The organism is Hyphococcus sp. D3-15 (assembly GCF_055809375.1).
Window position 1 is genome coordinate 2,726,207 of record NZ_CM147910.1, and the last position, 25,996, is coordinate 2,752,202.

Here is a 25,996-nt window from a genome sequence, read left to right on the forward strand (position 1 = left end):
CTAGCAAGGCGTGCTTGTTTCGAGACCACAGCTCCACTCGGCCCACCAGCGATCATTGGTGTCTTTAACCGCGCCGACATAATCGGTGTCTGTAAAGAACCCATCGATGCCGGAAAGCGGTGTGAACTCAGTCACTGCGCTTTCCGATGGGCCGTTGATAAAGGTGTTAATCAAGGTGTTTGAGAACGCGGCGTCGTTATTTGCATCCGCAGCGACAGCATCGACAGCGGCTTGCGTTTCCGGGTCCTCATTGGTGAGGTCAGGGCAGTCAAACACGACGGAGTTGAATGTCGGATCGAAGCCGAGGCCGTCATAGTCAGTCGAGTCGCCATCGCCGGCGTCTTCCCAGCGGAAGCACTGATCAGGATGGACGATCACGCCGTTCAGGAAGCGACCAATGTGGTTGGTGTTGAGGCGAATGGCCCGTGACTGCTGGCCGACCAGGGTGAAGTTGGCGATGGTCGGGTTGGTTGCTGGCGAGATGCCGGCGGTGCTGGACATTTCCATGCCATTGTCGCCGCCCGTCAGACGCTGAACGATCAACAGGAACTGCGTAAAGCCGCTCCAGCCATTGTCGGTGTCGAGGGATTCGTCGTCATTACCAGTCAGCACGATGTGCTTGAGGTTGGTCGTGCCGCCGAACATTTCGATGCCGTCATCGGCGTTGTTGTGAACCTGCACATAGTCAACAATCGTGCCGGAACCGGTGCCGCCGAAGGAGATGCCGTTCAACTCGTTGCCGGAGCTGAGTTCGAAACCGGCATATTTAACCTGCGTGTACATGATCGAACCGCTGGAGTCTGTCGCCAGGTCGCCGCCATACTGGGCTTCCGGGTTGGTGACGCCTTCAATCGTGTTCTGGCAGTCATTCATGCCCGGCGTGCCGCCGCCGAAGCAGCGGTTAATCGGCGCGCGGCCGAGAAGAACGATACCGCCCCACTCCGCAATCGTGTCCGCATCGTTGCGGTTCGGATTGTCGAGATCGCCTTCTGACGTGAAGATGATCGGGTTCTGACGCGTGCCATTGGCGAAGATTTTCGAACCGCGGTTCACAACCAGGAAGTCCGAACCGCTATTGCCGAAGATCGAGACGCCGGCTTCGATGGTGAGGTCGGCGGTGTCTGTGCCGGAGCCGTCAGCGCCAGCGTCAACGCCGACTTCGATACGGCCTTCGAGTTCGTAGATATTGCCGCGTGTCAGCGTCACATCCGAGGTCTGAACGCCTGCGATAGAGCAAACATTCATGCCATTTTTCGAACCGGTCAAATTCGTGCCTGTTGGGCAAACCGGATCCGGGAAGAGCGCGAAGGTCCAGCCTGTGGCCCAGTTGTTGGTCGGAGTTTCTTCAGGGCTGAAAGCGCCGATGTAATCGGTCGCCTCGAAGAACATGCCGCCCAGCGTGGAAAGGTCGAACTCGGTCGCCATCTGCTCGGTCATGCCCGGGAAGAACATTGCGGAAAGCGTGTTCGTTGCAAGAATGTTGTTCGGGTCTGCTGCAACTGAACCAACCGCAGCTGGTGTTTCCGGGTCTTCATTGGTCAGATCCGGACAATCGAACAGAACCGAGTTGAAGGTCGGGTCGAAGCCAAGACCGTCATAATCGCTCGAGTCGCCATCGCCTGCGTCTTCCCAGCGGAAGCACTGGTCAGGATGGACGATCACGCCGTTGAGGAAACGGCCAATGTGGTTGGTGTTGAGGCGAATGGCCCGCGACTGCTGACCGATCAGCGTGAAGTTGGCGATGGTCGGGTTGGTCGCCGGCGAAACGCCCGGCGTGCTGGACATTTCCATGCCATTGTCGCCGCCATCGGCGCGCTGGGCGATGACCATATATTGCACATTGCCAGACCAGCCATTGTCGGTGTCGAGGGATTCGTCGTCATTACCGGTCAGCACGATGTGCTTGAGGTTGGTCGTGCCGCCGAACATTTCGATGCCGTCATCGGCGTTGTTGTGGACCTGCACATAGTCAACGATCGTGCCGGAACCGGTGCCGCCGAAGGAGATGCCGTTCAGCTCGTTGCCGGAGCTCAATGGGAAGCCAGCGAAGCGAACCTGCACATAGCGGATGATGCCGCTATTGTCGGCTGCGAAGTCGCCGCCATACTGGGCTTCTGGGTTGCTGACGCCTTCGATTGTGTTCTGGCAATCATTCATGCCCGGCGTGCCGCCGCCGAAGCAGCGGTTGATCGGCGCGCGGCCGAGAAGCACAAGACCGCCCCATTCGGAAATGGCGGAGCCGCCCGTGTCTGTCGGGTCGATGGCGCGGCGCTCAATATCATTTTGCGAAGTGAACACGATCGGATTGGCTTGGGTGCCGTCTGCGATCAATTGCGAACCGCGATTGACGACGATGTAATCAGCGCCCGATGCGCCGAACACGGTGACGCCCGGCGCGACCGTCAAGGTCGCCGGCGTGCCGCCTGTGCCTGCTGCGCCGCGGTCGGCGCCCACATCGATACGGCCCTGAAGGCGGTATGCAACGCCAACGCCGTCGCCGTCATCATCTTTGAACGGCAATGTGAGGTTGGCGAGAATGCTGCCGGAGATGTTGCAAACCGTAAGGCCGCCGACGCTTGTGCCTGTGGCGAAGCCGGTCGGGCACGCATCCGCCGTTGCACCGCCGCCGCCGCCGCCACCGCCGCCGCCAGCTGGCGGCGTGCCAGGAGCCGAAGCGCCCGGCGATTCGATGTCGCTGCCTTGCGTACAAGCCGCCAGCGTTAGTGCGGCGCCCGCAAGAAGAAATTTTTTCATGTTGGACAATTGGCTCATTGAAGAGACCCCCGGGGGAAAAGTGTTACAAGCATGATCGGCGGCGCCCACGCGCCGGACGGATTGCCGATAGAGGAGACGTTTGACACCGCCGTGACATGTTTGTTTCAGTTCGATGACAATTAGCGCCGGAGCCATCGCCCATGCGCGCAGGTTGCGCATTGGTTAACGGGCGCACACAGGGCGCTTTAAGAAATGCACACAATGCGCATGACAAATAAATTAGATCGCAGAAACATGAGATTGCGCAGCATGAAAAATTCGGACAAATTCCGGCGCACACAGTCCGGAAATCTTCCGCGGCGAAAACCGGTACTGATACAATGATACCGAGCTGGGTCTTTTTCGTCACAGCCGCTTTGACCGGCGCGATCTTCGGCAGCTTTCTCAATGTGGTCATCCATCGCGGCCCGTCCATGTGGAAGCTCATCGACACGCCGGAACCGGCGGCGCGCGGCGACCTGATTGCGCCCCGTTCCTATTGTCCCGCCTGCCGGGCGGCGATTCGCGCGCATCATCTGATCCCACTCGTCAGCTACGCGCTGCTCAGGGGGAAATGCGCCGATTGCGGCGCGAAGATTGCCCTGCGCTATCCGGCGGTGGAGCTGGCGGGCGCAATCGCCGGCATCGTCGCGCTCTTATTGTTCGGCGTCACTTTCACCGCGCTGCTCGCTTTTATCTTCTTCCTCATTCTCATCGCGCTTGGCGTCATCGATTATGAGACCGGCTATTTGCCGGATGCGCTGACCTTTCCGCTGATCGCGCTCGGCGTCGGCGCCAGCGCCTTTAATCTGTTCAACGCGGCGCCGGGCGCGGCGGTGCTGGGCGCCGTCATCGGCTTCGCCGCTTTCCGGCTTGTCGACCTCGCCTTCCAGCGCCTGCGCGGGATGGAGGGCCTTGGTCAGGGCGACGCCAAGCTGCTCGCGGCGTTCGGCGCCTGGTTCGGATGGACGGCGCTGCCGCCGATTGTGTTTCTCGCGGCGCTGACAGCGCTGGCCGGCGTCGGCGCGGCGGCGATCCATGGCGCGAAGGTCGAAAAGGAAACGCCCGTCGCCTTCGGCCCCGCCCTCGCTGCGGCTGGCGCGCTCGCCATGATCGCGCACGGATTGCGGCTGCCGTTTTTCGCCTAAGGGTTACTTGCCCTTAAAGGCCGGCTTGCGTTTTTGAAACAGCGCCGTCACCCCTTCGGCGCAATCTTCCGTCGTGATCGCCTGACGCTGCAACATCGCTTCATAGGCCATCGCGTTTTTCAGCCCGTCCTGCGCGGCGACGCGGAAGGCGCGCTTGGTGAGCGCCATCGCAATCGGCGCGCGCTCGGACAGCGACGCGGCCCAGTCAATCGCATTGCTCACCACTTGCGCGTCACCAACCACGCGATTGACCAGCCCCCAGTCGAGCGCACGCTTGGCGTCAATCTTTTCTGCTTCAATAGCGAGCTGATAGGCGCGGCCATAACCGACCTCCTGAGTGAGCAACCAGGACAAGCCGCCATCGGGTACGAGACCGATATTGGCGAAGGCGCTCATCAGATACGCCCCCTCGCCTATGACGCGCAGATCGCAGGTCAGCGCCAGCGACATGCCGATGCCGGCGGCGGGACCATTGATCGCTGCGATGACCGGCTTCGGCATGGACTGGACGATATTCAAAAAGCCCGCATATTCCGTATTCAGAATATCTTCCACATTGCCCATTTCATCGACTGCCGACACATCCGCCCCGGCGCAAAAGGCGCGCCCTTCTCCGGTGAGAACAACCGCGCGCACCGCATCATCGGCGGAGGCTTTCGCCAATGCGTCGGTCAGGTCATGGCGCAATTGCCGGTTAAAGGAATTGAGCTTGTCCGGCCGGTTCAATGTGACCTGTGCGACGCCCGTTTTCGGACTTTCATATTTTACCGTCATGGAAGCATTTCCTGTGGCTAAGCATGAATTTTGAGCGCCATCATGCCGCTGCCCCAAGGCGATTGCAAAACGCCAGCGCAGTGCTAAGTCCTTGAAAAAGGCCTGACCGGAGGAGCCCGCCATGACCCAGTCGAAACCCCAATCCCGCTTCTTTCGCGAAGAGTGCTATATTGGCGGCGAATGGCGCGGCGCGGCGAACACCATCGCGGTGACCAATCCGGCCAATGGCGGGACCATAGGCCATGTGCCCGATCTCGGCCGCGCCGAGACCAGCGAGGCGATCGCCGCTGCGGCCAAGGCCTTTCCCGCCTGGCGCGCAAAGACGGCGGATGAGCGCAGCAAGGCGTGCCGCGCCTTTTACGAAGCGCTGATGGATAATCAGGACGCCCTTGGCGAACTCCTGACCCTGGAACAGGGCAAGCCGCTTGGCGAGGCGAAAGGCGAGATCGCCTATGGCGCCGCTTTCTTCAAATGGTTCGCCGAGGAGGCGACCCGCGTCTATGGCGACGTCATTCCCTCGCCCTGGGCCGGCAAGCGCATCATCGTCACCAAAGAACCGGTCGGCGTTGTCGCCTCGATCACCCCGTGGAACTTCCCGAACGCCATGATCGCGCGCAAGGCCGCCGCGGCGCTCGCCGCCGGCTGTCCGATTATCTGCAAGCCCGCAAGCCAAACGCCCTATTCCGCGCTCGCCATGGGCGTGATCGCCGACGATATCGGCCTGCCCAAGGGCGTATTTTCCGTGATCACCGGCGCGCCCGCGCCAATCGCCGACGAATTCTGTGAGAACCCTGCGGTGAAGAAGATCACCTTCACCGGCTCCACCGGCATCGGCAAACAGCTCGCCGCAAAAGCCATGGGTCAGATGAAGCGCGTTTCCATGGAGCTTGGCGGCAACGCGCCGCTGATCATTTTCGATGACGCCGATCTCGACAAGGCGGTCGAAGGCGCCATCGCCTGCAAATTCCGCAATGCGGGCCAGACTTGCGTCTGCGCCAACCGCATCCTCGTCCAGTCCGGCATTTATGACGCCTTCGCCGAAGCTTTCGCCAAGCGCGTTTCCGCGATGAAAGTCGGCGACGGCATGGAAGCCGGCGTCGAACAAGGCCCGATGATCGAGGAGAAAGCGGTCCAGAAAGTCGAGCAGCATATCGCCGACGCGCTCTCCAAAGGCGCCAGGACCGCCACCGGCGGCGAGCGTCACAAACTTGGCGGCTCCTTCTTTCAGCCCACCGTGCTCACCGGCGTGACGCCCGACATGATCGTCGCGAAGGACGAGACCTTCGGCCCCGTCGCGCCCCTGTTCAAATTCGACAGCGAAGAACAAGCCGCGCAGATGGCGAACGACACCGAATACGGCCTCGCCTCTTATCTCTACACCAATGATCTGGGGCGCGCCTGGCGCATGATGGAAGCGCTGGAATATGGCATGGTCGCGATCAATGAAGGCATCCTCTCCACTCCCGTCGCGCCCTTTGGCGGCGTGAAGGAATCCGGCGTCGGCCGTGAAGGCTCCAAATACGGGCTTGAGGATTACCTCAACATCAAATACGCGCTGTTCGGCGGGCTCGGAAAGTAAGCGCCGCACAGATGTTTTCGGGGCCGGAATTGTTTCACGTGAAACATTCCATCCGCTTGCTGATATTCCGTATACGTAACTCAAGACAGACTCCGTGCGGTCGCCGAAAAGCTCTCTGCGGCGGGATTAGACCAGTTGCTGCTGTCATCCCGCACGCGCAGCGCGATGAAATAGCGCTGTGCAGATGCGGGACCCATTAAGCGGCATGGCCGAGAATGGGTCCCGGGTTCTGACTTCCGTCAGCCCCGGGATGACAACCGTAAAGGAGTATAAGCCCGCCCTGACATGTGAGGATAACTACGCACCAAATGCGGGTTTGGTGAAAGAATTCATCACATAGGATGTATTTTTGAAGCTGCGATTCAACTTATTGGGTCGAATATCCAGCCCTTTTGCGGCGCGCTCTTTCTTCCCCCGCTTGCGGGGAAGTGGTCGCATAGCGACCGATGGGGGTTCTTTTGGCGCAACTGTAAACACCCCCTCCGTCAGCTACGCTGACACCTCCCCCGTAAAAGGAGGGATGTATAGCTAAGTCGGATAGAAAATAGCCCGTTTGCGGTAGGCATATTTGCCATGAAAATTAGTTTGAATGAAATGACAATGATTCGCCAAAGGCAGACGTTAAAAGCGTTCGACCGTGATGGCTGTTAGGCGTGCAAAAGGCAACATTAGAAACGGCTGTTGAGTGATCATAAAGGGGCCCGTTTGGGCAGTGGCTGAGATCAACGCGAATGTCTGGTTATATCCCGGTTTTTGCCAACTGACAGTAAGGCGGCACGCAGACACACAACGAACCCTATTACTGTTCAGATTCATTCTTCGCGACCAAAAATCCGATGAGACCTGAAATTGGAAACGCTATCCATGCTGTGTAAATATTTGCAAAAAACGAAACCACAGCAGCTACAATGGATGTTTTGAGAAATTCATCGAATGAAAATGCGTTTTCTTGATGAAGCAAACCAATGCCCACAACAGGACCAATCAGTAAAAGAGCGAGCCATGCTGTTGTCACGCCAGCTAACGCCCCTCGCGACCGGCTTTCTTCCTTTTCCATGAAAAAATACCAAGTTAACGCCGCGACAATGGCGGAGACGAAACCACAAAGCAAAGTCATTTCGTTGAGCGTATTACCCTGCTTATTTTCAGAGAATGGCATCACGAAATGCGACACCCAAACCGCAGCAGTAAATATAGAGAGTGTGAATATAGAAAGCCTCAAAATACTTGGGTTTTTTGAACATACATTCTTATCTAACGGTGTTGATAGTACCATTGCCCATGAGATCGCCAGCGGAACCGCAATCCAAGCACTAACCATGAATGCCACAACCGTCGCCACAAACCCAATTAAACTGCTCGTCAGTACAGCCGCGTCAGTTTCAATCCCGCCTGTATGTAAATTGAACACTGGAATCAGAAAGGTCAGAATTGGGCTGAGAATAATGTATGATCCAAGGACTGAAAAAAGGCCGGCTTTCGCCGCTGTCGCCCTCCCCCTATTCAAAGGGTATTTTAAATGCGTTACGATGTAGCCACTCACACCGATAGCCAATGGGCCAGCGATTAATACAGCGATCAAGGTTGCAGATCCAAATTTGTTTTCGGTATCAAATTCGTAATCAGCACCATCCAGAATATAAATGCCTGCATTGAGAACGCATACCATCAGCGCCAAACCGGCAACAAATAAATAGTTTCGCATCTTCAATGACATTCGGATTACTCGGGCCATATAAGCAAACACTGAAAAACTGAAGCATAATATCATTAAGATAATGCCATCGCGCGCGGACAGATTGATCCCCGCCAACCGGCAAAACCAGCTACAAACCGGACATTTAAGTTGAGATCGGCAATGTCTGGCTTGGGGGCGAGAAATTGCCGTTTGAGCAATGCGGTCTTAACGTCTGCTCCGAGGATCAAACAGCGCGCCGAGTTTCGCCGCTTCCTTGTCCACATCATGACCGCGTTCGACGCGGGCGCGCCCTTCGCGGCCAAGGGCGGCCAATTGTTCCGGCGATGCGGTGAGCGCAGACCGCATGGCTTGCGTCAGCGCGTCGCCATCGCCCGCCGGAATGATCCAGCCACAGCCCTCATCCACCAGCTCGGGAATGCCGGCGATGTAAGTTGAGATCACCGGCCGGCCGAGCGCCAGCGCTTCCATGATCACCACGGGCAGGCCTTCAGCAAATGTCGGCAACAGGAAAGCGCGGGCGTTCTTCACCGCTTCGCGTACGTCGCTATTGGCCATCCAGCCCTTGATGATGACTTGATCGCCGACGCCGAGCCGGGCGATCTCCGCTTCGATTTCCGCGCGGCTTTCCCCGTCGCCCACAAGAATGATTTTCAGATCAGGAAATTCATCGCGCAAAGCCGCAGCGGCGGCGGGCAGTTGCGCCTGGCCCTTTTGCGGACAAAGCCGCCCGACGCAAACCAGCGTATGATTGTCCGGCGGCGGGCTCGCGGTGAAGTCTTCAAGATTGAGACCGCAATGCACGATCTCCATTTTCTCGCCCATGGAGATTGAGGAGAAGCGGATTAGCTGCGACTTACAGAAATGCGTGATCGCCGCGATGAACGAGGCGTGTTCGATCTTCGCCGGAAAATCGAGCAACGGCGCGTCAACCAGTTCGTCGGGCCCGTGCACGGTCGCGCTATAGCTCGGCCCGCCCATGATCCGCGCCAGCATGGCGACGGCGGTCGAGTTGGTCAGGAAATGCACATGCACATGATCAATGCCGTCGGCTTCCATGCGCTGGCGGAAATAGCACGCCTCCATCAGGTAAGCGACATGACGGATGACGCCGCCGCGCGCGCGCCTTAACAGCGACCACCACGGCCCGAGCGCCTTCAACAGCCCGCCAGGATTATTGATCAGCTCACGGAACAAGGCTTTGACCAGCCCGCCTGCATTGCCGCTTAAGATATAATGCGTGCGGTCGATCTCCGCGATGTCGAGCGGATCGACCAGCTTGCCGTCCCACTGGCGCAAGGCATAGCGTTTGACGTTTAGCCCGCGCCGCTCATGCGCCTCGATCTCCCGCCGGATGAACGTCGTCGACGTCAGCGGGTAGGTGTTCATGAGATAGGCGATATTCAGTGGTTGCGACACCGGCGGTCCTGATTCTGCTCAAACAAAAAGGCGCGTTGGATTCGCGCCTTTTTGCCAGTTTCTCTTAAAGAATTCCTTGCCTTCAGCTTATGCAGCCGTCCGAAAGGAGACGATTTTGGTCGGATTGCGCGGCGGCTCGCCTTTTTCGGCGGCGTCCACATGCTCCATGCCCTCTACAACCTTGCCCCAGGCGGTGTACTGGCCGTCGAGGAATGACGCGTCTGCAAAGCAGATGAAGAACTGGCTGTTAGCGCTGTTGGGGTTTTGCGCCCGCGCCATGGAGCAAACGCCGCGCTGATGGCTGACATCATTGAACTCGGCTTTGAGGTTCTCTTTGTCAGAGCCGCCAGTGCCGTCTCCGCGCGGGCAACCCATCTGCGCCATGAAGCCGTCGATCACCCGGTGCAGCGGAATGCCGTCGTAAAAGCCTGCATCGGCAAGCTCTTTAACGCGCGCCACATGGCCCGGCGCCTTGTCCGGGAAGGTCTCGATCGTCACTTCGCCGGTGTCGAGGGTCAGGATTAGTTTGTCGCTCATCGTCTTTCAATCTTTCCGTCTACTTTGACCGGCACTTTGATCTCGCAAATGTCTTTCACAAAACCATTATCGCTGAGTTCGCCAGAGGCTTTGAGATAATCCGTGAAGATCTCATTGTCGGTCTTCAAAATTTTAATGTCTTTCAATTCGGCCTGGGGGATGTCCGCTGCGACGCGCATGCGGATGATCGGCGTCGGCCGTGAGGGCGGCTCGCCCCGCACAATGCGCCGCGTCGCTTCGAAGCCGTCGACGATCCAGCCCCAGGCGGTGTAGCGGCGGTCGAGACTGAGGCGCGCATCGCCGATCATCAGGAAGAACTGGCTGTTGGCGCTCGCCGGGTTGGTGGCGCGGGCCATGGACATAACGCCCGGGCAATGCACCGCCCACATATCAACGCGGCCGCCCATCAGGAAACTCCTGAGGCCTTTCGGCTGCGCAGCGACGGGCATGCCGTCAATATATCCTATGCGCGGCGCGATGCGGTCGCGGCCGATCTCGTGCAGACCGGTCACCGTCGATTCCTCGCGCGTGAATTCCGGCGGCAGGTTCGGCTTGTCGGAGCCGCCCGTGCCGTCGCCTTTCGGATCGCCGCCCTGGGCGACGAAGCCCTCAATCACGCGGTGAAAGGACAGCCCGTCATAAAAGCCTTCGCGGGTCAGCTCCTTGATCCGCTGCACATGTTCCGGCGCGAAATCGGGCCGCAGCTCGATCACCACCGTGCCTGCAGGCAGGTCCATATAGATTGTGTTTTCGGGGTCGAGCGGGCGCCAATCGGGCTCGCCAGCGCGCTCAAGAACCTGCGCCGCGGTTTCCTTGTCCTCGTCCTCGTCAGCCGCGAAAGCCGCCGGGGCCCCGATGACAGGCGCAGCCAACGCAAGCGCCGCAACGCTCCACAACATTGATCTTAAACGCATTTCAACTCCTTGACGCCGCCCGCCAGCGCTTCAATCCGGACACCATATAGGGGGTTCCGGCGAAAAATGCGAACGGGTCAGCTGGAAAATTTCGCCTTCAGCTGTCCGGCCACATCGGCCGGCACAAAGGAGGATATATCGCCGCCAAGCCGGGCGATTTCCTTGACCAGCCGCGAGGCGATGGACTGGTAGCGCGCATCGGCCATCAAGAAGACGGTTTCGATCTCGTCATTGAGGGCCTGATTCATGCCGACCATCTGAAACTCATATTCGAAATCGGAGACCGCCCGGAGGCCGCGAATGATGATATTCGCCTTCACTTCCTCGGCGTATTTCATCAGCAGGCTTTCAAAGGGCCTGACGCTGATCGGCGTGCCGGTCGCTTTGGTAATGCGCGCCATTTCCTTTTCGACCATGGCGACGCGCTCCTCCAGCGAAAAAAGCGGGCCTTTATCGCGGTTGATGGCGACGCCGATAATCAGCTCATCGACCAGCTTCACCGCGCGCTCGACCAGGTCAACATGACCGAGGGTCAGCGGGTCAAACGTGCCCGGATACAGGCCGATCAGTTTGGTCATTCAGCTCCGCCTTCCGCCTCATCTTCCTCCCCGTCCACATCTTCGACGCGGCCGACGGAGACCACTTTTTCATCCTCGCGGGTGCGGAAGATGGTGACGCCTTGCGTGTTGCGCCCGGCGACCCGGATGCCTTCCACCGGCGTGCGGATCAATTGCCCGCCATCGGTGACGAGCATGATCTGATCGCTGTCTTCGACCGGGAAGGAAGCGACCACCGGTCCGTTGCGGCTTGAAGTCTGGATCGCGATGATGCCTTTGCCGCCGCGGCCGGAGGTGCGGTACTCATAAGAAGAGGTCCGCTTGCCATAGCCGTTTTCGGTGACAGTGAGGACGAACTGTTCCGACGCGCCAAGCACGCCGACCCGGTCCGGACTGATCGCCACGTCAGGCACATCGGTATCTTCCGGTTCTTCCGCATCCGCCTCGCCCACGGCGCGGCGCATGGCGGCGGCGTGTTTGAGATAGGCTTTGGCTTCCTCCGATGAGGTCTCCACATGATGCAGGATCGCCATGGAGATGACGGTGTTGCCTTTATCAAGGCGGATGCCGCGCACCCCGGTCGAGGTGCGGCCGGCGAAGACCCGCACCGTGTCGACGGGGAAGCGAATGCACATGCCGGTCGCGGTGGTCAGCAAGACGTCCTCGTCTTCGCGGCAGACTTTCACGCCGACAAGCCGGTCGCCTTCATCAAGCTTCATCGCGATCTTGCCGTTGCGATTGACGCGCTGGAAGTCGGAAAGCTTGTTGCGGCGGACATTGCCGGAGCGCGTCGCAAAGATGACATGCAGCTTGTCCCAGGACTCTTCGTCTTCAGGGAGCGGCAGAATGTTGGTGACCCGCTCATCGGGCCCGAGCGGCAGCAAGTTCACGAAGGCCTTGCCGCGCGAATTCGGCGCGCCCTCCGGCAGGCGCCAGAGCTTCAGCTTGTAGGACATGCCGGTGGAGGTGAAGAACAAGAGCGGCGTATGGGTCTCGCCGACAAATAGCTGGTTGACGAAATCCTCGTCCTTGAACTTCATCCCGGCGCGGCCCTTGCCGCCGCGCTTTTGCGCGCGATAGGTCGACAGGGCCGTCCGCTTCACATAGCCCGCATGGGTGACGGTGACGACCATCTCCTCGCGCGCGATCAGGTCTTCATCCTCGACCTCGCCCTCGGCGTCGATAATCTCGGTCCGGCGCGGCGTCGCGAACTCACTGCGCACTGCGATAAGCTCGTCTTTGATGATGGTCATGACGCGGTCGCGATTGCGCAGAATGTCGAGGTAATCTGCGATCTTTTCCGCAAGACCTTTCAACTCGTCGCCGATCTCGTCGCGGCCGAGCGCCGTCAGGCGTTGCAGGCGCAGATCGAGGATCGCTTTCGCCTGCTCTTCCGACAGTTTCAGCGTGTCGCCGTCGGTCATCAAATGGCGCGGATCAGCAACCAGCAGCACCAGCGGCGCCAGATCCTTCGCCGGCCAGGCTTTCGCCATCAACTGCTCTTTCGCCGTCGCCGGATCGGGCGCGGCGCGAATAAGCGCGACAATCTCGTCAATATTGGCGACCGCAATGGCGAGGCCGACCAAAATATGCGCGCGGTCGCGCGCCTTGTTGAGATCAAACTTCGTCCGCCGGGTGATCACTTCCTCGCGGAAATCGATAAAGGCGGCGAGCACGTCGCGCAGCGACAATTGCTGCGGCTTGCCGCCATTCAGCGCCAGCATGTTGACGCCGAAACTCGTCTGTAGTTGCGAGTGCCGGTAAAGCTGGTTCAACACCACATCCGGCGTCGCATCGCGGCGCAGCTCAATCACGACGCGAATGCCCTGACGGCTCGACTCGTCGCGAATATCCGCGATGCCTTCGATCTTTTTCTCGCGCACCAGATCGGCGATACGCTGCACCATCATCGCCTTGTTCACCTGATAGGGAATTTCGGTGATGATGATGGCGTAGCGGTCCTTGCGGATTTCTTCGATATTGGCGCAGCCGCGCATAACCACGGAGCCGCGGCCGAGCAGCAAACCGGCCTTCGACCCGGAGCGGCCGAGAATGATGCCGCCGGTCGGAAAATCAGGACCCGGAACAATTTCGATCAACTCCTCATCGGAGATATCCGGGTTCTCGATCATGCCGATCGTGGCGGTGACGACTTCGCCGAGATTGTGCGGCGGGATGTTTGTCGCCATGCCGACGGCGATGCCGCCGGAGCCGTTGACCAGCAGGTTCGGGAACTTCGCCGGCAGGACAACCGGTTCCTGTTCGGACCCGTCATAGTTGTCCTGATAGGCGACCGTGTCTTTTTCGATATCGTCGAGCAGCGCACTCGACACTTTGCCCATCCGGCATTCGGTGTAACGCATCGCGGCGGGGGGATCGCCGTCAATCGAGCCGAAATTGCCCTGCCCGTCGATCAGCGGCAGGCGCATGGCGAAATCCTGCGCCATACGCACAAGCGCGTCGTAAATCGACTGGTCGCCATGGGGGTGATATTTACCGATCACATCACCGACGACGCGCGCCGACTTGCGATAAGCCTTGTTCCACGTATAGCCGTTTTCGTGCATCGACCACAGGATGCGCCGGTGCACCGGCTTCAACCCGTCGCGCGCATCGGGAATCGCGCGGCTGACGATGACGCTCATCGCATAGTCGAGATACGACTTGCGCATCTCGTCTTCGATGGAAATCGTCGCGCCTTCGCTCTGCGTCATGCGAGGGTCTTGGGGCGGTGTCTGTTCTGGATCTTCCGGAATATCACCCGGGATATCGCCATCATCTTCGGCCACTTGGGAACCTTTTGGAATCAGCTGGAAAAGAGTGGTTCTGCCATAGCATCGGGGGCCCGCCAAGGCCACGCGTTTACGACGATTATATGAAATTTTCGCCGCTTGGCGGCGCGGCGCTTGCGCCGGCCAAAAGCGCCCTTAAGACTGATTTTTAGTCAGTTTTGGGGGACTTTTGATGCGAAAATCGACGCTTTTCATCACAGCCGCATTGAGTGCGCTGACTTTTTCCACAAGCGCGGCGCTGGCGGAATGCCTTCCCGACAATCCGGGCAATGGCGATGTCGTCAGCTGCGCCGCCGACGACAATGACGGGCTTTCCGATGGCAGCGACAATGTCACCGTCAACGTCAATTCGGGCGTCACGGTCTCAAATGCCAGCGGCGACGCTTTCAATCTCGATGGCGACAACAACACGGTCAATAATAACGGCGCCCTTATCGGCGATGATGAGGGCATCCAACTCGAAGGCGCGGGCAGCGCGGTGAACAATTTCGCCGGCGCGTCGATCAGCGGCGATGATAACGGCGTTCAGCTTGAGGGCGCGAATAATGTTGTCTTTAACGGCGTCGGCTCCACCATCACCGGCGGCGACCGCGGCGTTGAAGCGGAAATTGCGACAAGCGTCATCATCGATAATTTCGGCGAGATCATCGGCACGTCAAGCGACGGCATCCGCGCCGGCGATGGGGCGATCATCAACAACAAGCTCGGCGCCACGATACGCGGCGGCGATGACGGCGTGCAGATCACCGACGACAATGCGACGATCACCAATGACGGCCTGATTTCGGCGCTTTCCACCAGCGGCACTAGCGAAGGCGTCACCGGCGGAAACAACATCACCTTGATCAATAACGGCACGCTTGAAGCCAATGACGACGCCTTCCAGACCGGCCTCAATGCAGACATCACCAATACCGGCACGATCCGTTCGGTCGCCAATGACGGCGTCGACATCGACACCGGAACCATCGTCAATTCCGGCGTGATCATCGCCGAAGGCGTCGAAGACGGTGTTGATTTCGACGCCGGCGTCGACCCGGCATCAATCTCCACCATCAACAATCAGGCTGGCGGCCTGATCAGCGGCGTCATCGGCGTCAATGTGGACCCGGACAACAATGCGCGCCAGTTCATCACCAATGCGGGAACCATCACCGGCACGGGCGGCACGGCGCTGTTTCTTGAAGAAGGCGACGACGCCCTCATCCTGCTCGGCAGCGGGATCATCAACGGCGTCGCCGATCTTGGCGACGGCGCCGATGTGCTGACCTTGACGGGTCCGCAAATGGCGCTGGTCGGCGGCGGCAACCTGTTTGACGGCAGCGCAGGCGATCATGACGTCATCGCCTTTGACGCCGTCGCCTCGGGCGATCTGGTCTCCCTGACCCTCGCCTCGCTCGCTTCGACCCTGACCTTCCGCAATGGCGACGGCTCGCTCAGCGAGTTGCTCTTCACCAATTTCGAGTTCTTTTCGTTCACGGACGGAAAATTCGCGATCTCCGACCTCGCCTCGGAAGTGCCGCTGCCCGCAGCGCTCTGGCTGTTCGCGGGCGGGATTGGCCTGTTCGGCGCGGCCAGCCGGCGCCGCAAAGCCCGGTAGCGCGCCCCCAGCCTCAAGAAGCGCTTGGTTTCTTCGGGCCGAAAATTAAGCTAGGATCACCGTCAGCCAGACGAGGTGACGCGTGATCTCAGCGAAGAATTTTCTAGCTATTTCCATTGGTTCCGCCGCATTGCTCGCCGCTTGCAGCAATTCTGACGGCGCCGTCGCCACTGAAGCGGCGCCCCCTCTTGCGGATTGGGGCTCGACCGTCGCGGACTTTGTCGACGCAGAAGGCAATAAAACAGGCGAGATCGGCTTTACCGGCGCGCCCGGCGGCGGCGTGTTGATGCGCATCTCGCTCAGCGGTCTAGGCGAAGGCTGGCACGGCATACATCTGCATCAGATCGGCGATTGCAGCGACGGCGCTAACGGCTTCAAAGCCTCCGGCTCGCACATCAATCCGGCCGGCAATGAACACGGCCTGCTCAATCCGAACGGCTATGAAGCCGCCGACATGCCGAATATCCATGCGGGCGCAGACGGCGTTGGCGTCGCGGAAATTTTCAACGGCGCGATATCGCTCGACAGCGGCGGACCGCTCGCCGATGCGGATGGCTTCGCTGTGGTCGTGCATACAAACGCCGACGATCACATCACACAGCCGATTGGCGGCGCAGGCGCGCGCGTCGCCTGTGCGGCCGTGCATCTCGGGGGCTAGGCGAAGATTTTGGTGGCGTAGGGGGAAAATATGAAACAGATCGACAGACGGCTGGTGCTGGCCGGGGGAACCGCCCTTGGCGCCGGCGCCTTGTTTCACGCAAGCGCGCCCGCCTTCGCCAAAAAAGACGGGCCCATGGGCGCATGGACGCCGCTTTCCAACATGCCGTTCCCGGTGCAGGAGATTTATCCCGCGCCCTTCCGCAAATCATCCGACCCCGGAACATCGCCGAAGCCCAAGCCGCTCGACCTGATCGTCAATGCGGGCGGCCTGACGCCGGACGGCGCCTTCAACGTCACCGGCAAAGTCACGTTTTACGATCCGGCCTATGACGCCTGGGGCCTTGCGACGCCCCTGCCCGAACCGCGCCACCATATCGCGCTGGTCAATAATAACGGCTTTTTATACGGCGTCGGCGGCTTCGCCCGCGACCGCAATGGCGGCTGGCAAATGCGCGCCAATAACTGGCGCCTGACCGCGCTTAACGGCGACTGGAACGCCATGGCCCCGCTGCCCCATCCGCAGGCGGAGAGCGTGTGCCAGTCCCTTAACGGCTTCATCCATGTGGCGGGCGGGCGCTCGCCCTCGGGCAGCCGCAACGCCGAATGGTCCGATCATATCGATACGGATGAGCACTGGTATTATGATGCCGGCGATAATCGCTGGCGCGCGCTGGCGCCCTTGCCGACGCCGCGCAACTCATCCGCCGGCGCGGTGGTGAATGGCGTCCTTTACGTCATAGGCGGCCGCACGGTCAGCGACGGCAACTCCAATGTCGTCGAAGTCTATGACCCGCTTTCCGATCGCTGGGAAATGGCGCGGCCGATGCCCAAGGCGCAGGGCGGGCTCGCCGCTGCGGTGCTGAACGGCAAGATCTACGCCTTTGGCGGCGAATATTTCACACCCTCCCCCGGCGGCGTCTTCGCCGAAGCCTGGGAATATGACCCGGACACGGATAAATGGCGCGCCGTCGCCGCCATGCCCCGGCGCCGCCACGGATTAGGCGCCGTCACCCTTGGCGATGCGATTTATGTGCTCGGCGGCGCAGCCAAACCAAGCGGCGACGAGACTTCCAACGCCCTCGACAAATTCGAGATATAAGCCGGCCTGTCTTAGACCCTGCTTCGCGACTGACTTCACGCAAGGCTTATCGCGCAATGGCGATGATCACGCCCATACCCGCGCCCGCGATCAGGACAGCCGCCGGGATGAGCAAAATCTGCAGCGCCGCCTCCCAACCGGCCACAATGCCGGTCCAGGTTTCGAAAGGCTCGCGAAGAAACACATCCAGGGTTTTATCCTGAACCGGATCGATATGTCCGCCCACGCGGCTCAACATATAAGGCGTGCCGACATAAGCGGCGAGATACACAGCGCTGATCGCCACCATGAAAAGCGCTTCTGCGGCGCCCTGAAATGTCAGCCAGAAAACCGCCAGCAGCGCGGCGTAAATCATCGCCAGCGCCGCGAACACCGCCCGATGTACGCTGCTATTGGGCTTCAGCGCGGGCGCGCCCTCTATGACCTCGAAGTCCCGCTTCTCCCGGACCCCGGCCCGCCTTTCCGGCGGCGCTTGCAGCGGTTCGTGATCATGCAGTTTCGCCAATATCGTCATGGCTTGCTCCTTTAGATGTATATTATATGCATCTTATCTATTGCCATGCCGGCATATTTGCAATATATGATATGCATCTTTTAGGAGTGCCTATGCGGCTCAATGTTCAAACAGATTTCGCGCTCAGAGTGATGATGCATCTCGCGGTCAATCCCGACCGCCATTGCACCATCGCAGATATCGCGGCGCGCTACGGGATTTCGAAAAACCATCTCATGAAAGTCGCGCATCATCTGGGACAGGAAGGTTTTGTCGAAACCTTGCGCGGGCGTTCGGGCGGTTTAAAACTCGCCCGCCCCGCTGATCAGATTAATCTCGGCGCCATCGTGCGCGCCATGGAACCCGATTTCGCCATTGTCGAATGTTTCGAAAACGGCGCCGGGGAATGTCTCATCACCCCCGCCTGCAAACTGAAATCGGTGTTGAAGGAGGCTGTCTCGGCGTTTTTAAATGTGCTTGACGGCTACACGCTCGATCACCTTGTGCGGCGCAATTCAAAGCTTCGTTTTCTGCTGGAACAGGACGCCGCGTAATGACCACGCAAAACCGTTCGGCGCTTGAGCGCCGCAAAGAGATTCAAGACGCCGCGGCGGCGATGAAGATCAACGAAGCCTATATCTCGACGCTGGTGGATACGTTTTACGACCGCATTCGCGCGCATCCCGAACTCGGGCCGATCTTCGCGGAAAAAATCAGCGATTGGGGTCCGCATCTCGCCCGCATGAAAGATTTCTGGTCTTCCGTCGCCTTAAATAGCGGCCGCTATTCCGGGCGGCCGGTTCCAAAACATGTGGCGCTGACGACGGTTCAGCCCGAGCATTTCAATATGTGGCTGTCGCTTTTTCGCGACACGCTGGCCGACACCGCGCCGACGCCGGAGGCCGCCATGTTCTTTTCAGAACGCGCCGGGCGTATCGCCGAAAGCCTGAAGCTGGCGATGTTCGGCTTGCCTGAGCTTCGCACCGCGCCCCGATCCGGGAACTGACCCGCCCGACGCCTAGCCGGCGTTGCAATTCGACACGAGATATTCGCCATCCGCCGCCTCGCCCGGCAGGTCGATTTTCGCCGGATAGGTCGGATAGTCCGGGTAGTTGGCGCAGACTTTCCGTTGCGCCGGATTGATAGTCACCGGCCACAGATTGCGCGCGCGCGGCGGCAGCGCAGCATGATTTTTCAGCTCCAGATGCGCGCTCCATTGCACGCCCAGATTGCCGCCCGGCAGATTGCGCAACACCAGACCGTTGGCGGGCAGAAACTGGCCATCCACGGCGTCATAATCCCAATAGCCGACAACAATCCAAAGATCGCTATTGGTGAAAGGCGTTTCAGCTTTCGGCGCGGCCTTGGCCTTGACCGGTTTCGGCGACGGCGATGGCGCCACAGGCGCGGCGGGCGCCGTTGCTTCAACCGATGCAGCGCTGGCGAGCATCGGCGGCTTGGAGAAAATCACCTGATCGCGATAGCCCAGCGTCTGGCCTTGCGGCGAACGCACCAGCAAACGGGGAAACACAACCGCGCGCACGGCGGTCGCCTGGCTCGACAGGTTCGGCGCGATGACCGTGAGCTGATAGGATGTATCCGCAACCGCGATCTGGTCCCATTGCGGACGATTTGAAACCGTTCCGAACCCGCCAGAGGTGACAGCGTAATCATTGCCGCGATCATCCTGTATGGTGATGTTGCGGGTGACTTCTATTTTCTTGTCGCGATACTGGTTGGACACCGACAATATGCAGATCGCCGTTCGGTCCGCCGTGATCTCGCAAGAGCGCATGGCGAAATGCGTGTCGTTAAACGAATGGTTGTCGGCGGCGCCTTTCAGCTTTTGCAACAGGCTTTCAGCATGGGCGGGCGTCTGAGCCCCGGCGGCTACAACAAGCATGGCCAGCCCTGAAAACAATCTCCTCATATGCCTCTCCCCTAAGACAGCATCCGGATAACAGGTGGTGCGCTATCGGTCCTACTACAGGCAGGCGGATTTGACTAATCACGAAGATCACGGAATCGCGCGTATGGATTGGCGGGCCGCGGGATTGACTGCGCCGCAGGCGCGCGGCAAAACCCCGCCCATGACCATTCTCGTCACCGGCTCCTCAGGCCATCTTGGCGAAGCGCTCTGCCGCAGCCTAGAAACACAGGCGCGCCCCTTTACCGGCGTCGATGTTAAAGACGGCCCCTTCACCACCCATCAAGGCGATATTGCCGACCCGGACTTTGTCGCCCGCGTCATGAAAGGCGCCAGTGCGGTCATTCACGCCGCGACCCTGCACAAACCCCATGTGGTGACCCATTCCAATCAGCAATTTGTCGAGGTGAACATCACCGGCACGCTGAACCTGCTCGAAGCCGCCGCGCGTGAAGGCGTCGAGGGGTTCATCTTCACCAGCACCACCAGCACTTTTGGCGATGCGATGCGCCCGCCTGCCGGCGCGCCGGCCGTGCTGGTCACCGAACAGCTCACGCCGATCCCGAAAAACATTTACGGCGTCACCAAGATCGCGGCGGAACATCTTTGCGCGCTGATCCACAAGAAACACAAGCTGCCTTGCCTGGTCCTGCGCACATCGCGTTTCTTTCCCGAAGATGACGACAACGCCGCCATTCGCAGCGGGTTTGACGACCTCAATGCCAAAGTGAACGAATTGCTCTATCGCCGGGCCGATATCGCCGATGTGGTGTCGGCGCATATGTGTGCGCTGGAACGCGCGGGCGAGATCGGTTTCGGGCGCTACATCATCAGCGCGACAACACCCTTCACCGAAGACGATCTAGACGAACTCGGGCGTAACGCGCCCGCCGTCCTGAAGCGCTACGTCCCTTATGAAGAAGAATTCGCCCGGCGCGGCTGGCGCATGTTCGATACGCTGGACCGGGTTTATGTGAATGACCTGGCGCGCAAGGAACTCGGATGGGCGCCGGCGATCGATTTCGCCGCCGCGCTTGAGCGCCTGAAGCAGGATCAAAGCCCGTTCAGCGCCCTAAAGGACGAAATCGGCAAAAAGGGATATCACGACCAGGTGTTTACGGACGGTCCGTTTCCCGTCGAAGACTGATCAGTCGTGATCAACCGGCAGGCAATCGGCGTAAACCGGATTGCCAACCACTTGCTGGGTCGTCCAGTGTTCACCCGCCGCGATGCAGTCCGCTTCATTGTCATAAACGCCGATTATGTCGGGCTCGCCTGTCGGCCCCGGCGTCAGATAGCCTTGCGCCGTCCATTGATGAACGACAGGCTGGGTTGCGCAAGCGGATGCAGCGACAAGCGCGAAACATGTTGCAATGCGAAGATGCGGGCGAATGTTTGGGCGAAGGCGTGTTCGTTTCATACGGATCTCTCCCCGATCAGATGAGCAAACATCATAAGTCTGGCGAAAAGACGGCGCAAAGCACGAAGCGCAAACCACAATCGACGCCTCCGGCGTTAACATGTGGGAAACTTTTGCCGGCGAATGCGCCATGAATTGTCGTTTCGCCTGGCGGATCGGCGATGGAAAGCCTGAAAACACCGGAACGGCGCCGTAACAAAGCGCAAAAATAAAGCCCCGGCGATTATAAGCGCCGGGGCTTTGAACGAATGCTAACTGCCTAAGTCATCATGACGAGCAGCTAAATTCTGATGTTCTCGAATGCTTGCTTGCACTCGGTATTCTGTTTGCGGAGCGCCCCCGCATGTCATCGGCCCGTTACTGCTTTACGCCGGCCCGATGAAAAGCCTCTCTAAATGCGCATTGTCGTGCTTCAAAACACTTGGCGCGAGCGGCAAGTCAAAAGCGCTGAAATTTCAAGCGCTTATGCCTTTAAAAACCAGCTTACGCCTTTTTCCGGCGTTTCACGCGGCGCTTAGCAGGAGCCTTTTTCTTGGCGGCTTTGCGCTTGGTCGCTTTTTTCTTGGTTGTTTTGCGCTTCGTGGCTTTCTTAGCCGTTTTGCGCTTGGTCGCTTTGCGCTTCGTGGCTTTCTTCGCCGTCTTGCGCTTGGCGGTTTTCCGCTTAACGGCTTTTTTCTTCACCGTTTTGCGTTTTGTCGCCTTACGTTTCGTGGCTTTCTTCGCGGTTGTTTTCCGCTTCACCGCTTTGCGCTTCGTTGCCTTGCGCTTGGCTGGTGCTTTTTTCTTCGTCGTTTTACGCTTTACAGTTTTTCTCTTCGCGGTTTTTTTTGCCGCTTTCTTCTTTGTCGTTTTTCTTTTGACAGCCATGGTTCACCTCCGAATCAAGCGTCGAAAGCGAAAACATAACTTAATTTTCTAAAAAAGTATTGCATATGCGCAACGTTGAACGCGCGCATTCGCATTTTTTTGCATTTTTTGATTCGTTTCGACGTTTAAAACGGAATGTCGTCGTCCATTTCATAAGATTGTCCGCCTGAAGACGCTCCTCGTTCGGACATTCCGCCCCCGCTGCGATTTGATTCGCGATCAACACTTCCGCCGCCGCTTCTTCCATCGAGCATGACGAGCGTACCGTTGAAACCTTGCAGCACAACTTCGGTCGAATAGCGATCATTGCCGCTTTGGTCCTGCCATTTACGCGTTTGCAGCTGGCCCTCGATGTAAACCTTCGAGCCTTTCTTCAAATATTGCTCTGCAACACGAACAAGGCCTTCGGAAAAGATCGCAACCGTATGCCATTCGGTTTTCTCGCGACGTTCGCCGGTGTTTTTGTCTTTCCAGTTCTCGGAAGTTGCAATTCGCAGGTTGCAGACAGAGCCGCCGTTCTGAAATTTACGTACTTCCGGATCGGCGCCGAGATTACCGATCAAAATGACTTTGTTGACGCTGCCTGCCATGAAACTCTCCTGAAATCTGTCGTTGCTGAGCTAATCGCGCGGATTCGCGGTGCGCTCAATAAATGGTTCTCCCCACCGCAACAGCTCTGGCGATGACTGGGAAAACACCATGTTCTTTTTCAAAATGTTCACACCTTGTTCTTGGTGTCAACGTCGATATATACAAACGCCAGACCCAGAGTTTCCACAACGCTCCTCTATATAAAGAGACGTCCCCTCCCGCGAGAAAGCATCCATGAGCCTGAAAACGATCCGCGTCGCTGGCGCGCGCGAACACAATCTGAAGAATATCACGCTGGAAGTGCCGCGCGACCAGCTCATCGTCATGACCGGGCTTTCCGGTTCGGGAAAGTCATCCCTCGCCTTCGATACGATCTACGCCGAAGGCCAGCGCCGCTATGTGGAAAGTCTGTCCGCTTATGCGCGCCAGTTCCTGGAGATGATGCAAAAGCCGGATGTGGATCAGATAGACGGTCTGTCCCCGGCGATTTCCATCGAACAGAAGACCACATCGCGCAATCCGCGCTCCACGGTCGGCACGGTCACCGAGATCTACGACTATATGCGTCTGTTATGGGCGCGCATCGGCGTTCCCTATTCACCGGCGACCGGCGAACCGATTTCTTCGCAAACCGTCACCGAAATGGTCGACCGGTTGATGGCGGAAGGCGACGGCGCGCGGTTTTATCTGCTCGCGCCGATCATTCGCGCCCGCAAGGGCGAATATCGCAAGGAATTCGCCGAGCTGCAGAAGAAAGGCTTTCAACGGGTGAAGGTCGATGGCGAGTATTATGAAATCGCCGATGTCCCCAAGCTCAACAAGAAGCTGAAACACGATATTGAAGTCGTGGTCGACCGCGTCGTCATCAAAGCTGGGCTTGAATCGCGCCTCGCCGAAAGCTTTGAAACCGCGCTGGAACTGGCTGACGGCATCGCCATTACGGAGTCTGCCGACAAGAAAGACGATAAAGGCGCGCCGCAACGCAGCATTTTCTCCGCGAAATTCGCCTGCCCGGTCTCCGGTTTCACGATTGACGAGATCGAACCGCGGCTCTTCTCCTTCAACGCGCCCGCCGGCGCCTGCCCCTCCTGCGACGGGCTCGGCACGGAAATGATCTTCGATGAAGAACTGGTGGTGCCGGACGGATCGCTCGCCTTGAATGGCGGCGCGATTGCGCCCTGGGCCAAGGGCACCTCTCCTTATTATGCGCAGACCCTGCAAGCGCTGGCCCGGCACTATAAGTTCAAGGTCACCGTGCCTTGGGACGAGCTGGACGAAGAAGCGCAAGATATTGTGCTCTACGGCACCGGCGAAGAAGAGATCAAATTCATCTATGCGGACGGCGCGCGCAAATTCGAGACCGTCAAACCGTTTGAAGGGGTGATCCCCAATCTTGAGCGGCGCTGGCGCGAAACCGACAGCAATTGGGTGCGCGAGGAGATGTCGCGCTTCCAGTCGGTCACCCATTGCGAGGCGTGCAACGGCTTGCGCCTCAAACCGGAAGCGCTGGCGGTGAAGATCGACAAGCTGTCGATCTCCGAAGCGACGGCCTTTTCGATCAAGGCGGCGGGCGCCTGGTTCGACGCGCTGGAAGGCAAGCTGAACAAGAAGGAAAAGGAAATCGCCGTCCGCGTCTTGAAGGAGATCCGCGAGCGCCTGTCCTTCCTGAATAATGTCGGGCTCGATTATCTCACCCTGTCGCGCGCATCGGGAACCCTGTCGGGGGGCGAAAGCCAGCGCATCCGCCTCGCCTCGCAGATCGGTTCCGGCCTCACCGGCGTTCTTTATGTGTTGGACGAGCCTTCCATCGGCTTGCATCAGCGCGACAATGAACGCCTGCTCGAAACATTGCAGCGGCTCAAAAATCTCGGCAATTCGGTGATCGTCGTCGAACATGACGAGGAAGCGATCCGCGCCGCCGATTATGTGGTGGATATCGGCCCCGGCGCCGGCATTCACGGGGGAGAGATCGTCGCGCAGGGTTCGGTCAAGGACATCATGAATGCGAAAACTTCGCTCACCGGCGATTACCTCGCCGGGCGGCGCGAAGTTCCCGTTCCCGCCGAGCGGCGCCCCTTCGTGAAGAAGAAAACCATCAAGATCACCGGCGCGAAAGAGAACAATCTCAAAAACGTCACGGCGGAAGTGCCGGTGGGCCTGCTCACCTGCGTCACCGGCGTGTCGGGCGGCGGCAAGTCGACCCTCGTCATCGAGACATTATACAAGGCCGCCTCGCGCCGTCTTTATAACAGCAAGGACGCGCCGGCCGAGCATGACAAGATCACCGGCCTCGAACATTTCGACAAGGTGATCGATATCGATCAGTCGCCCATCGGCCGCACCCCGCGTTCGAACCCGGCGACATATACCGGCGCCTTCACGCCGATCCGCGACTGGTTCGCCGGCCTGCCGGAATCGAAAGCGCGCGGCTACAAGCCCGGGCGGTTTTCGTTCAACGTGAAGGGCGGGCGCTGCGAGGCGTGTCAGGGCGACGGCGTCATCAAGATCGAGATGCACTTCCTGCCCGATGTTTATGTCACCTGCGATGTCTGCAAGGGCAAGCGCTATAACCGCGAGACCCTGGAAGTGAAGTTCAAGGGCAAGTCCATCGCCGACGTGCTCGACATGACGGTCGAGGAAGGCGCCGACTTCTTCAAGGCCGTCCCCTCGATCCGCGAGAAGATGGAGACCTTGAACCGCGTCGGCTTGTCTTACGTGAAAATCGGCCAGCAGGCGACGACGCTGTCGGGCGGCGAGGCCCAGCGGGTGAAGCTGTCAAAGGAATTGTCCAAGCGCGCCACCGGCCGCACTCTTTATATATTGGACGAGCCGACGACGGGCCTGCACTTTGAAGATGTCCGGAAGCTGATGGAAGTGATCCAGGAGCTGACCGATGGCGGCAACACCGTCGTCGTCATCGAACATAATCTCGATGTGATCAAACAGGCGGACTGGATCATCGATATGGGCCCGGAAGGCGGCGATGGCGGCGGCGAAGTCGTGGCGAGCGGCACGCCCGAAGAGGTGGCGCAAGTCGCCGCGAGCTATACGGGAAGGTTTTTGAAGCCGCTGTTGAAAAAGAAGAGTTCTTCTGGCTCAGTCTCCCGCGCAAAATCAGCGGCGGCGAAGAGCAAGAAAAAGGCGGTGAAGAGACGGGTGGCTTAGTTTC

Annotated in this window: 22 protein-coding genes; 9 read left to right on the forward strand and 13 right to left on the reverse strand. The window is 59.1% G+C overall.

Going from position 1 to position 25,996, the window contains the following annotated elements; genetic code table 11:
• Entirely contained in the window at positions 1-2,754 is a 2,754-nt protein-coding gene (locus AC0L8G_RS13600) for a hypothetical protein (RefSeq protein ID WP_473384722.1), read from the reverse strand.
• A gap of 341 nt (positions 2,755-3,095) precedes the next feature.
• On the opposite strand from AC0L8G_RS13600, the gene AC0L8G_RS13605 reads away from it, so the two are divergent.
• The gene (locus tag AC0L8G_RS13605; protein ID WP_473384723.1) at positions 3,096-3,902 is read left to right on the forward strand and encodes a prepilin peptidase; all 807 of its coding nucleotides are present in this window, start codon (positions 3,096-3,098) and stop codon (positions 3,900-3,902) included.
• A 3-nt stretch (positions 3,903-3,905) separates the two neighbouring features.
• Here AC0L8G_RS13605 and AC0L8G_RS13610 read toward each other — a convergent pair whose 3' ends face one another.
• Positions 3,906-4,676 carry an enoyl-CoA hydratase/isomerase family protein gene (locus tag AC0L8G_RS13610; RefSeq protein ID WP_473384724.1) on the reverse strand — a complete coding sequence of 257 codons (771 nt, stop codon included), beginning with the start codon at positions 4,674-4,676 and terminating at the stop codon, positions 3,906-3,908.
• Positions 4,677-4,797: 121 nt separating this feature from the next.
• Here AC0L8G_RS13610 and AC0L8G_RS13615 point away from each other — a divergent pair, with 121 nt between their 5' ends.
• Positions 4,798-6,255, forward strand: coding sequence for an NAD-dependent succinate-semialdehyde dehydrogenase (locus tag AC0L8G_RS13615; protein WP_473384725.1), 1,458 nt, complete (start codon positions 4,798-4,800; stop codon positions 6,253-6,255).
• A gap of 799 nt (positions 6,256-7,054) precedes the next feature.
• Here the strand turns inward: AC0L8G_RS13615 and AC0L8G_RS13620 are convergent.
• The 6 genes from AC0L8G_RS13620 to gyrA form a co-directional block, all read right to left on the reverse strand.
• The gene (locus AC0L8G_RS13620) at positions 7,055-7,972 is read right to left on the reverse strand and encodes a hypothetical protein (protein WP_473384726.1); all 918 of its coding nucleotides are present in this window, start codon (positions 7,970-7,972) and stop codon (positions 7,055-7,057) included.
• Positions 7,973-8,158: 186 nt separating this feature from the next.
• Positions 8,159-9,358, reverse strand: coding sequence for a glycosyltransferase family 4 protein (locus tag AC0L8G_RS13625; RefSeq protein WP_473388868.1), 1,200 nt, complete (start codon positions 9,356-9,358; stop codon positions 8,159-8,161).
• Between the two features lie 99 nt (positions 9,359-9,457).
• Positions 9,458-9,907: a peptidylprolyl isomerase gene (locus AC0L8G_RS13630; protein WP_473384727.1), complete on the reverse strand. Its 450-nt coding sequence runs from the start codon at positions 9,905-9,907 to the stop codon at positions 9,458-9,460.
• On the reverse strand, positions 9,904-10,821 hold the full coding sequence (locus AC0L8G_RS13635) for a peptidylprolyl isomerase (RefSeq protein WP_473384728.1): 918 nt from the start codon (positions 10,819-10,821) through the stop codon (positions 9,904-9,906). Before AC0L8G_RS13635 ends, AC0L8G_RS13630 begins: the two co-directional genes overlap by 4 nt.
• A gap of 77 nt (positions 10,822-10,898) precedes the next feature.
• Entirely contained in the window at positions 10,899-11,399 is a 501-nt protein-coding gene (gene coaD, locus AC0L8G_RS13640; protein ID WP_473384729.1) for a pantetheine-phosphate adenylyltransferase, read from the reverse strand.
• Positions 11,396-14,092, reverse strand: coding sequence for a DNA gyrase subunit A (gyrA, locus tag AC0L8G_RS13645; RefSeq protein WP_473384730.1), 2,697 nt, complete (start codon positions 14,090-14,092; stop codon positions 11,396-11,398). Before gyrA ends, coaD begins: the two co-directional genes overlap by 4 nt.
• A gap of 250 nt (positions 14,093-14,342) precedes the next feature.
• Here gyrA and AC0L8G_RS13650 point away from each other — a divergent pair, with 250 nt between their 5' ends.
• The 3 genes from AC0L8G_RS13650 (at position 14,343) to AC0L8G_RS13660 (ending at position 17,529) form a co-directional block, all read left to right on the forward strand.
• Positions 14,343-15,770, forward strand: a complete 1,428-nt coding sequence (locus AC0L8G_RS13650) for a VPLPA-CTERM sorting domain-containing protein (protein WP_473384731.1) — start codon at positions 14,343-14,345, stop codon at positions 15,768-15,770.
• Positions 15,771-15,852: 82 nt separating this feature from the next.
• Positions 15,853-16,428, forward strand: a complete 576-nt coding sequence (locus tag AC0L8G_RS13655) for a superoxide dismutase family protein (RefSeq protein ID WP_473384732.1) — start codon at positions 15,853-15,855, stop codon at positions 16,426-16,428.
• Between the two features lie 30 nt (positions 16,429-16,458).
• Positions 16,459-17,529 (forward strand): Kelch repeat-containing protein, encoded by a 1,071-nt coding sequence (locus tag AC0L8G_RS13660; RefSeq protein WP_473384733.1) that lies wholly within the window; start codon positions 16,459-16,461, stop codon positions 17,527-17,529.
• 46 nt (positions 17,530-17,575) lie between these two features.
• Here the strand turns inward: AC0L8G_RS13660 and AC0L8G_RS13665 are convergent, their stop codons facing one another.
• Entirely contained in the window at positions 17,576-18,043 is a 468-nt protein-coding gene (locus AC0L8G_RS13665; protein ID WP_473384734.1) for a hypothetical protein, read from the reverse strand.
• A gap of 92 nt (positions 18,044-18,135) precedes the next feature.
• Here AC0L8G_RS13665 and AC0L8G_RS13670 point away from each other — a divergent pair, with 92 nt between their 5' ends.
• Positions 18,136-18,576 carry an RrF2 family transcriptional regulator gene (locus tag AC0L8G_RS13670; RefSeq protein WP_473384735.1) on the forward strand — a complete coding sequence of 147 codons (441 nt, stop codon included), beginning with the start codon at positions 18,136-18,138 and terminating at the stop codon, positions 18,574-18,576.
• Positions 18,576-19,028: a group III truncated hemoglobin gene (locus AC0L8G_RS13675; protein WP_473384736.1), complete on the forward strand. Its 453-nt coding sequence runs from the start codon at positions 18,576-18,578 to the stop codon at positions 19,026-19,028. The genes AC0L8G_RS13670 and AC0L8G_RS13675 overlap by 1 nt, the downstream gene beginning before the upstream one ends.
• Before the next feature lie 12 nt (positions 19,029-19,040).
• On the opposite strand, the gene AC0L8G_RS13680 is transcribed toward AC0L8G_RS13675, so the two are convergent.
• Entirely contained in the window at positions 19,041-19,952 is a 912-nt protein-coding gene (locus tag AC0L8G_RS13680; protein ID WP_473384737.1) for a hypothetical protein, read from the reverse strand.
• Between the two features lie 160 nt (positions 19,953-20,112).
• Between AC0L8G_RS13680 and AC0L8G_RS13685 the strand changes: the two genes are divergently transcribed.
• Positions 20,113-21,096 carry an NAD-dependent epimerase/dehydratase family protein gene (locus AC0L8G_RS13685; protein WP_473388869.1) on the forward strand — a complete coding sequence of 328 codons (984 nt, stop codon included), beginning with the start codon at positions 20,113-20,115 and terminating at the stop codon, positions 21,094-21,096.
• Here the strand turns inward: AC0L8G_RS13685 and AC0L8G_RS13690 are convergent, their stop codons facing one another.
• From AC0L8G_RS13690 to ssb, 3 genes are all read right to left on the reverse strand, one after another.
• The gene (locus AC0L8G_RS13690; RefSeq protein ID WP_473384738.1) at positions 21,097-21,369 is read right to left on the reverse strand and encodes a hypothetical protein; all 273 of its coding nucleotides are present in this window, start codon (positions 21,367-21,369) and stop codon (positions 21,097-21,099) included.
• 483 nt (positions 21,370-21,852) lie between these two features.
• Entirely contained in the window at positions 21,853-22,236 is a 384-nt protein-coding gene (locus tag AC0L8G_RS13695; protein ID WP_473384739.1) for a hypothetical protein, read from the reverse strand.
• Positions 22,237-22,361: 125 nt separating this feature from the next.
• Entirely contained in the window at positions 22,362-22,826 is a 465-nt protein-coding gene (gene ssb, locus AC0L8G_RS13700) for a single-stranded DNA-binding protein (protein WP_473384740.1), read from the reverse strand.
• Between the two features lie 235 nt (positions 22,827-23,061).
• On the opposite strand from ssb, the gene uvrA reads away from it, so the two are divergent.
• Positions 23,062-25,992, forward strand: coding sequence for an excinuclease ABC subunit UvrA (gene uvrA, locus AC0L8G_RS13705; protein ID WP_473384741.1), 2,931 nt, complete (start codon positions 23,062-23,064; stop codon positions 25,990-25,992).
• The last annotated feature ends 4 nt before the right edge of the window (positions 25,993-25,996 follow it).

Coding starts and splice junctions, on each gene's coding strand:
- AC0L8G_RS13600 (WP_473384722.1), bottom strand. CDS start 2,754: ATGAAAAAATTTCTTCTTGCGGGCGCCGCACTAACGCTGGCGGCTTGT.
- AC0L8G_RS13605 (WP_473384723.1), top strand. CDS start 3,096: ATGATACCGAGCTGGGTCTTTTTCGTCACAGCCGCTTTGACCGGCGCG.
- AC0L8G_RS13610 (WP_473384724.1), bottom strand. CDS start 4,676: ATGACGGTAAAATATGAAAGTCCGAAAACGGGCGTCGCACAGGTCACA.
- AC0L8G_RS13615 (WP_473384725.1), top strand. CDS start 4,798: ATGACCCAGTCGAAACCCCAATCCCGCTTCTTTCGCGAAGAGTGCTAT.
- AC0L8G_RS13620 (WP_473384726.1), bottom strand. CDS start 7,972: ATGTCATTGAAGATGCGAAACTATTTATTTGTTGCCGGTTTGGCGCTG.
- AC0L8G_RS13630 (WP_473384727.1), bottom strand. CDS start 9,907: ATGAGCGACAAACTAATCCTGACCCTCGACACCGGCGAAGTGACGATC.
- AC0L8G_RS13635 (WP_473384728.1), bottom strand. CDS start 10,821: ATGCGTTTAAGATCAATGTTGTGGAGCGTTGCGGCGCTTGCGTTGGCT.
- coaD (WP_473384729.1), bottom strand. CDS start 11,399: ATGACCAAACTGATCGGCCTGTATCCGGGCACGTTTGACCCGCTGACC.
- gyrA (WP_473384730.1), bottom strand. CDS start 14,092: ATGACGCAGAGCGAAGGCGCGACGATTTCCATCGAAGACGAGATGCGC.
- AC0L8G_RS13650 (WP_473384731.1), top strand. CDS start 14,343: ATGCGAAAATCGACGCTTTTCATCACAGCCGCATTGAGTGCGCTGACT.
- AC0L8G_RS13660 (WP_473384733.1), top strand. CDS start 16,459: ATGAAACAGATCGACAGACGGCTGGTGCTGGCCGGGGGAACCGCCCTT.
- AC0L8G_RS13665 (WP_473384734.1), bottom strand. CDS start 18,043: ATGACGATATTGGCGAAACTGCATGATCACGAACCGCTGCAAGCGCCG.
- AC0L8G_RS13670 (WP_473384735.1), top strand. CDS start 18,136: ATGCGGCTCAATGTTCAAACAGATTTCGCGCTCAGAGTGATGATGCAT.
- AC0L8G_RS13675 (WP_473384736.1), top strand. CDS start 18,576: ATGACCACGCAAAACCGTTCGGCGCTTGAGCGCCGCAAAGAGATTCAA.
- AC0L8G_RS13680 (WP_473384737.1), bottom strand. CDS start 19,952: ATGAGGAGATTGTTTTCAGGGCTGGCCATGCTTGTTGTAGCCGCCGGG.
- AC0L8G_RS13685 (WP_473388869.1), top strand. CDS start 20,113: ATGACCATTCTCGTCACCGGCTCCTCAGGCCATCTTGGCGAAGCGCTC.
- AC0L8G_RS13690 (WP_473384738.1), bottom strand. CDS start 21,369: ATGAAACGAACACGCCTTCGCCCAAACATTCGCCCGCATCTTCGCATT.
- AC0L8G_RS13695 (WP_473384739.1), bottom strand. CDS start 22,236: ATGGCTGTCAAAAGAAAAACGACAAAGAAGAAAGCGGCAAAAAAAACC.
- ssb (WP_473384740.1), bottom strand. CDS start 22,826: ATGGCAGGCAGCGTCAACAAAGTCATTTTGATCGGTAATCTCGGCGCC.
- uvrA (WP_473384741.1), top strand. CDS start 23,062: ATGAGCCTGAAAACGATCCGCGTCGCTGGCGCGCGCGAACACAATCTG.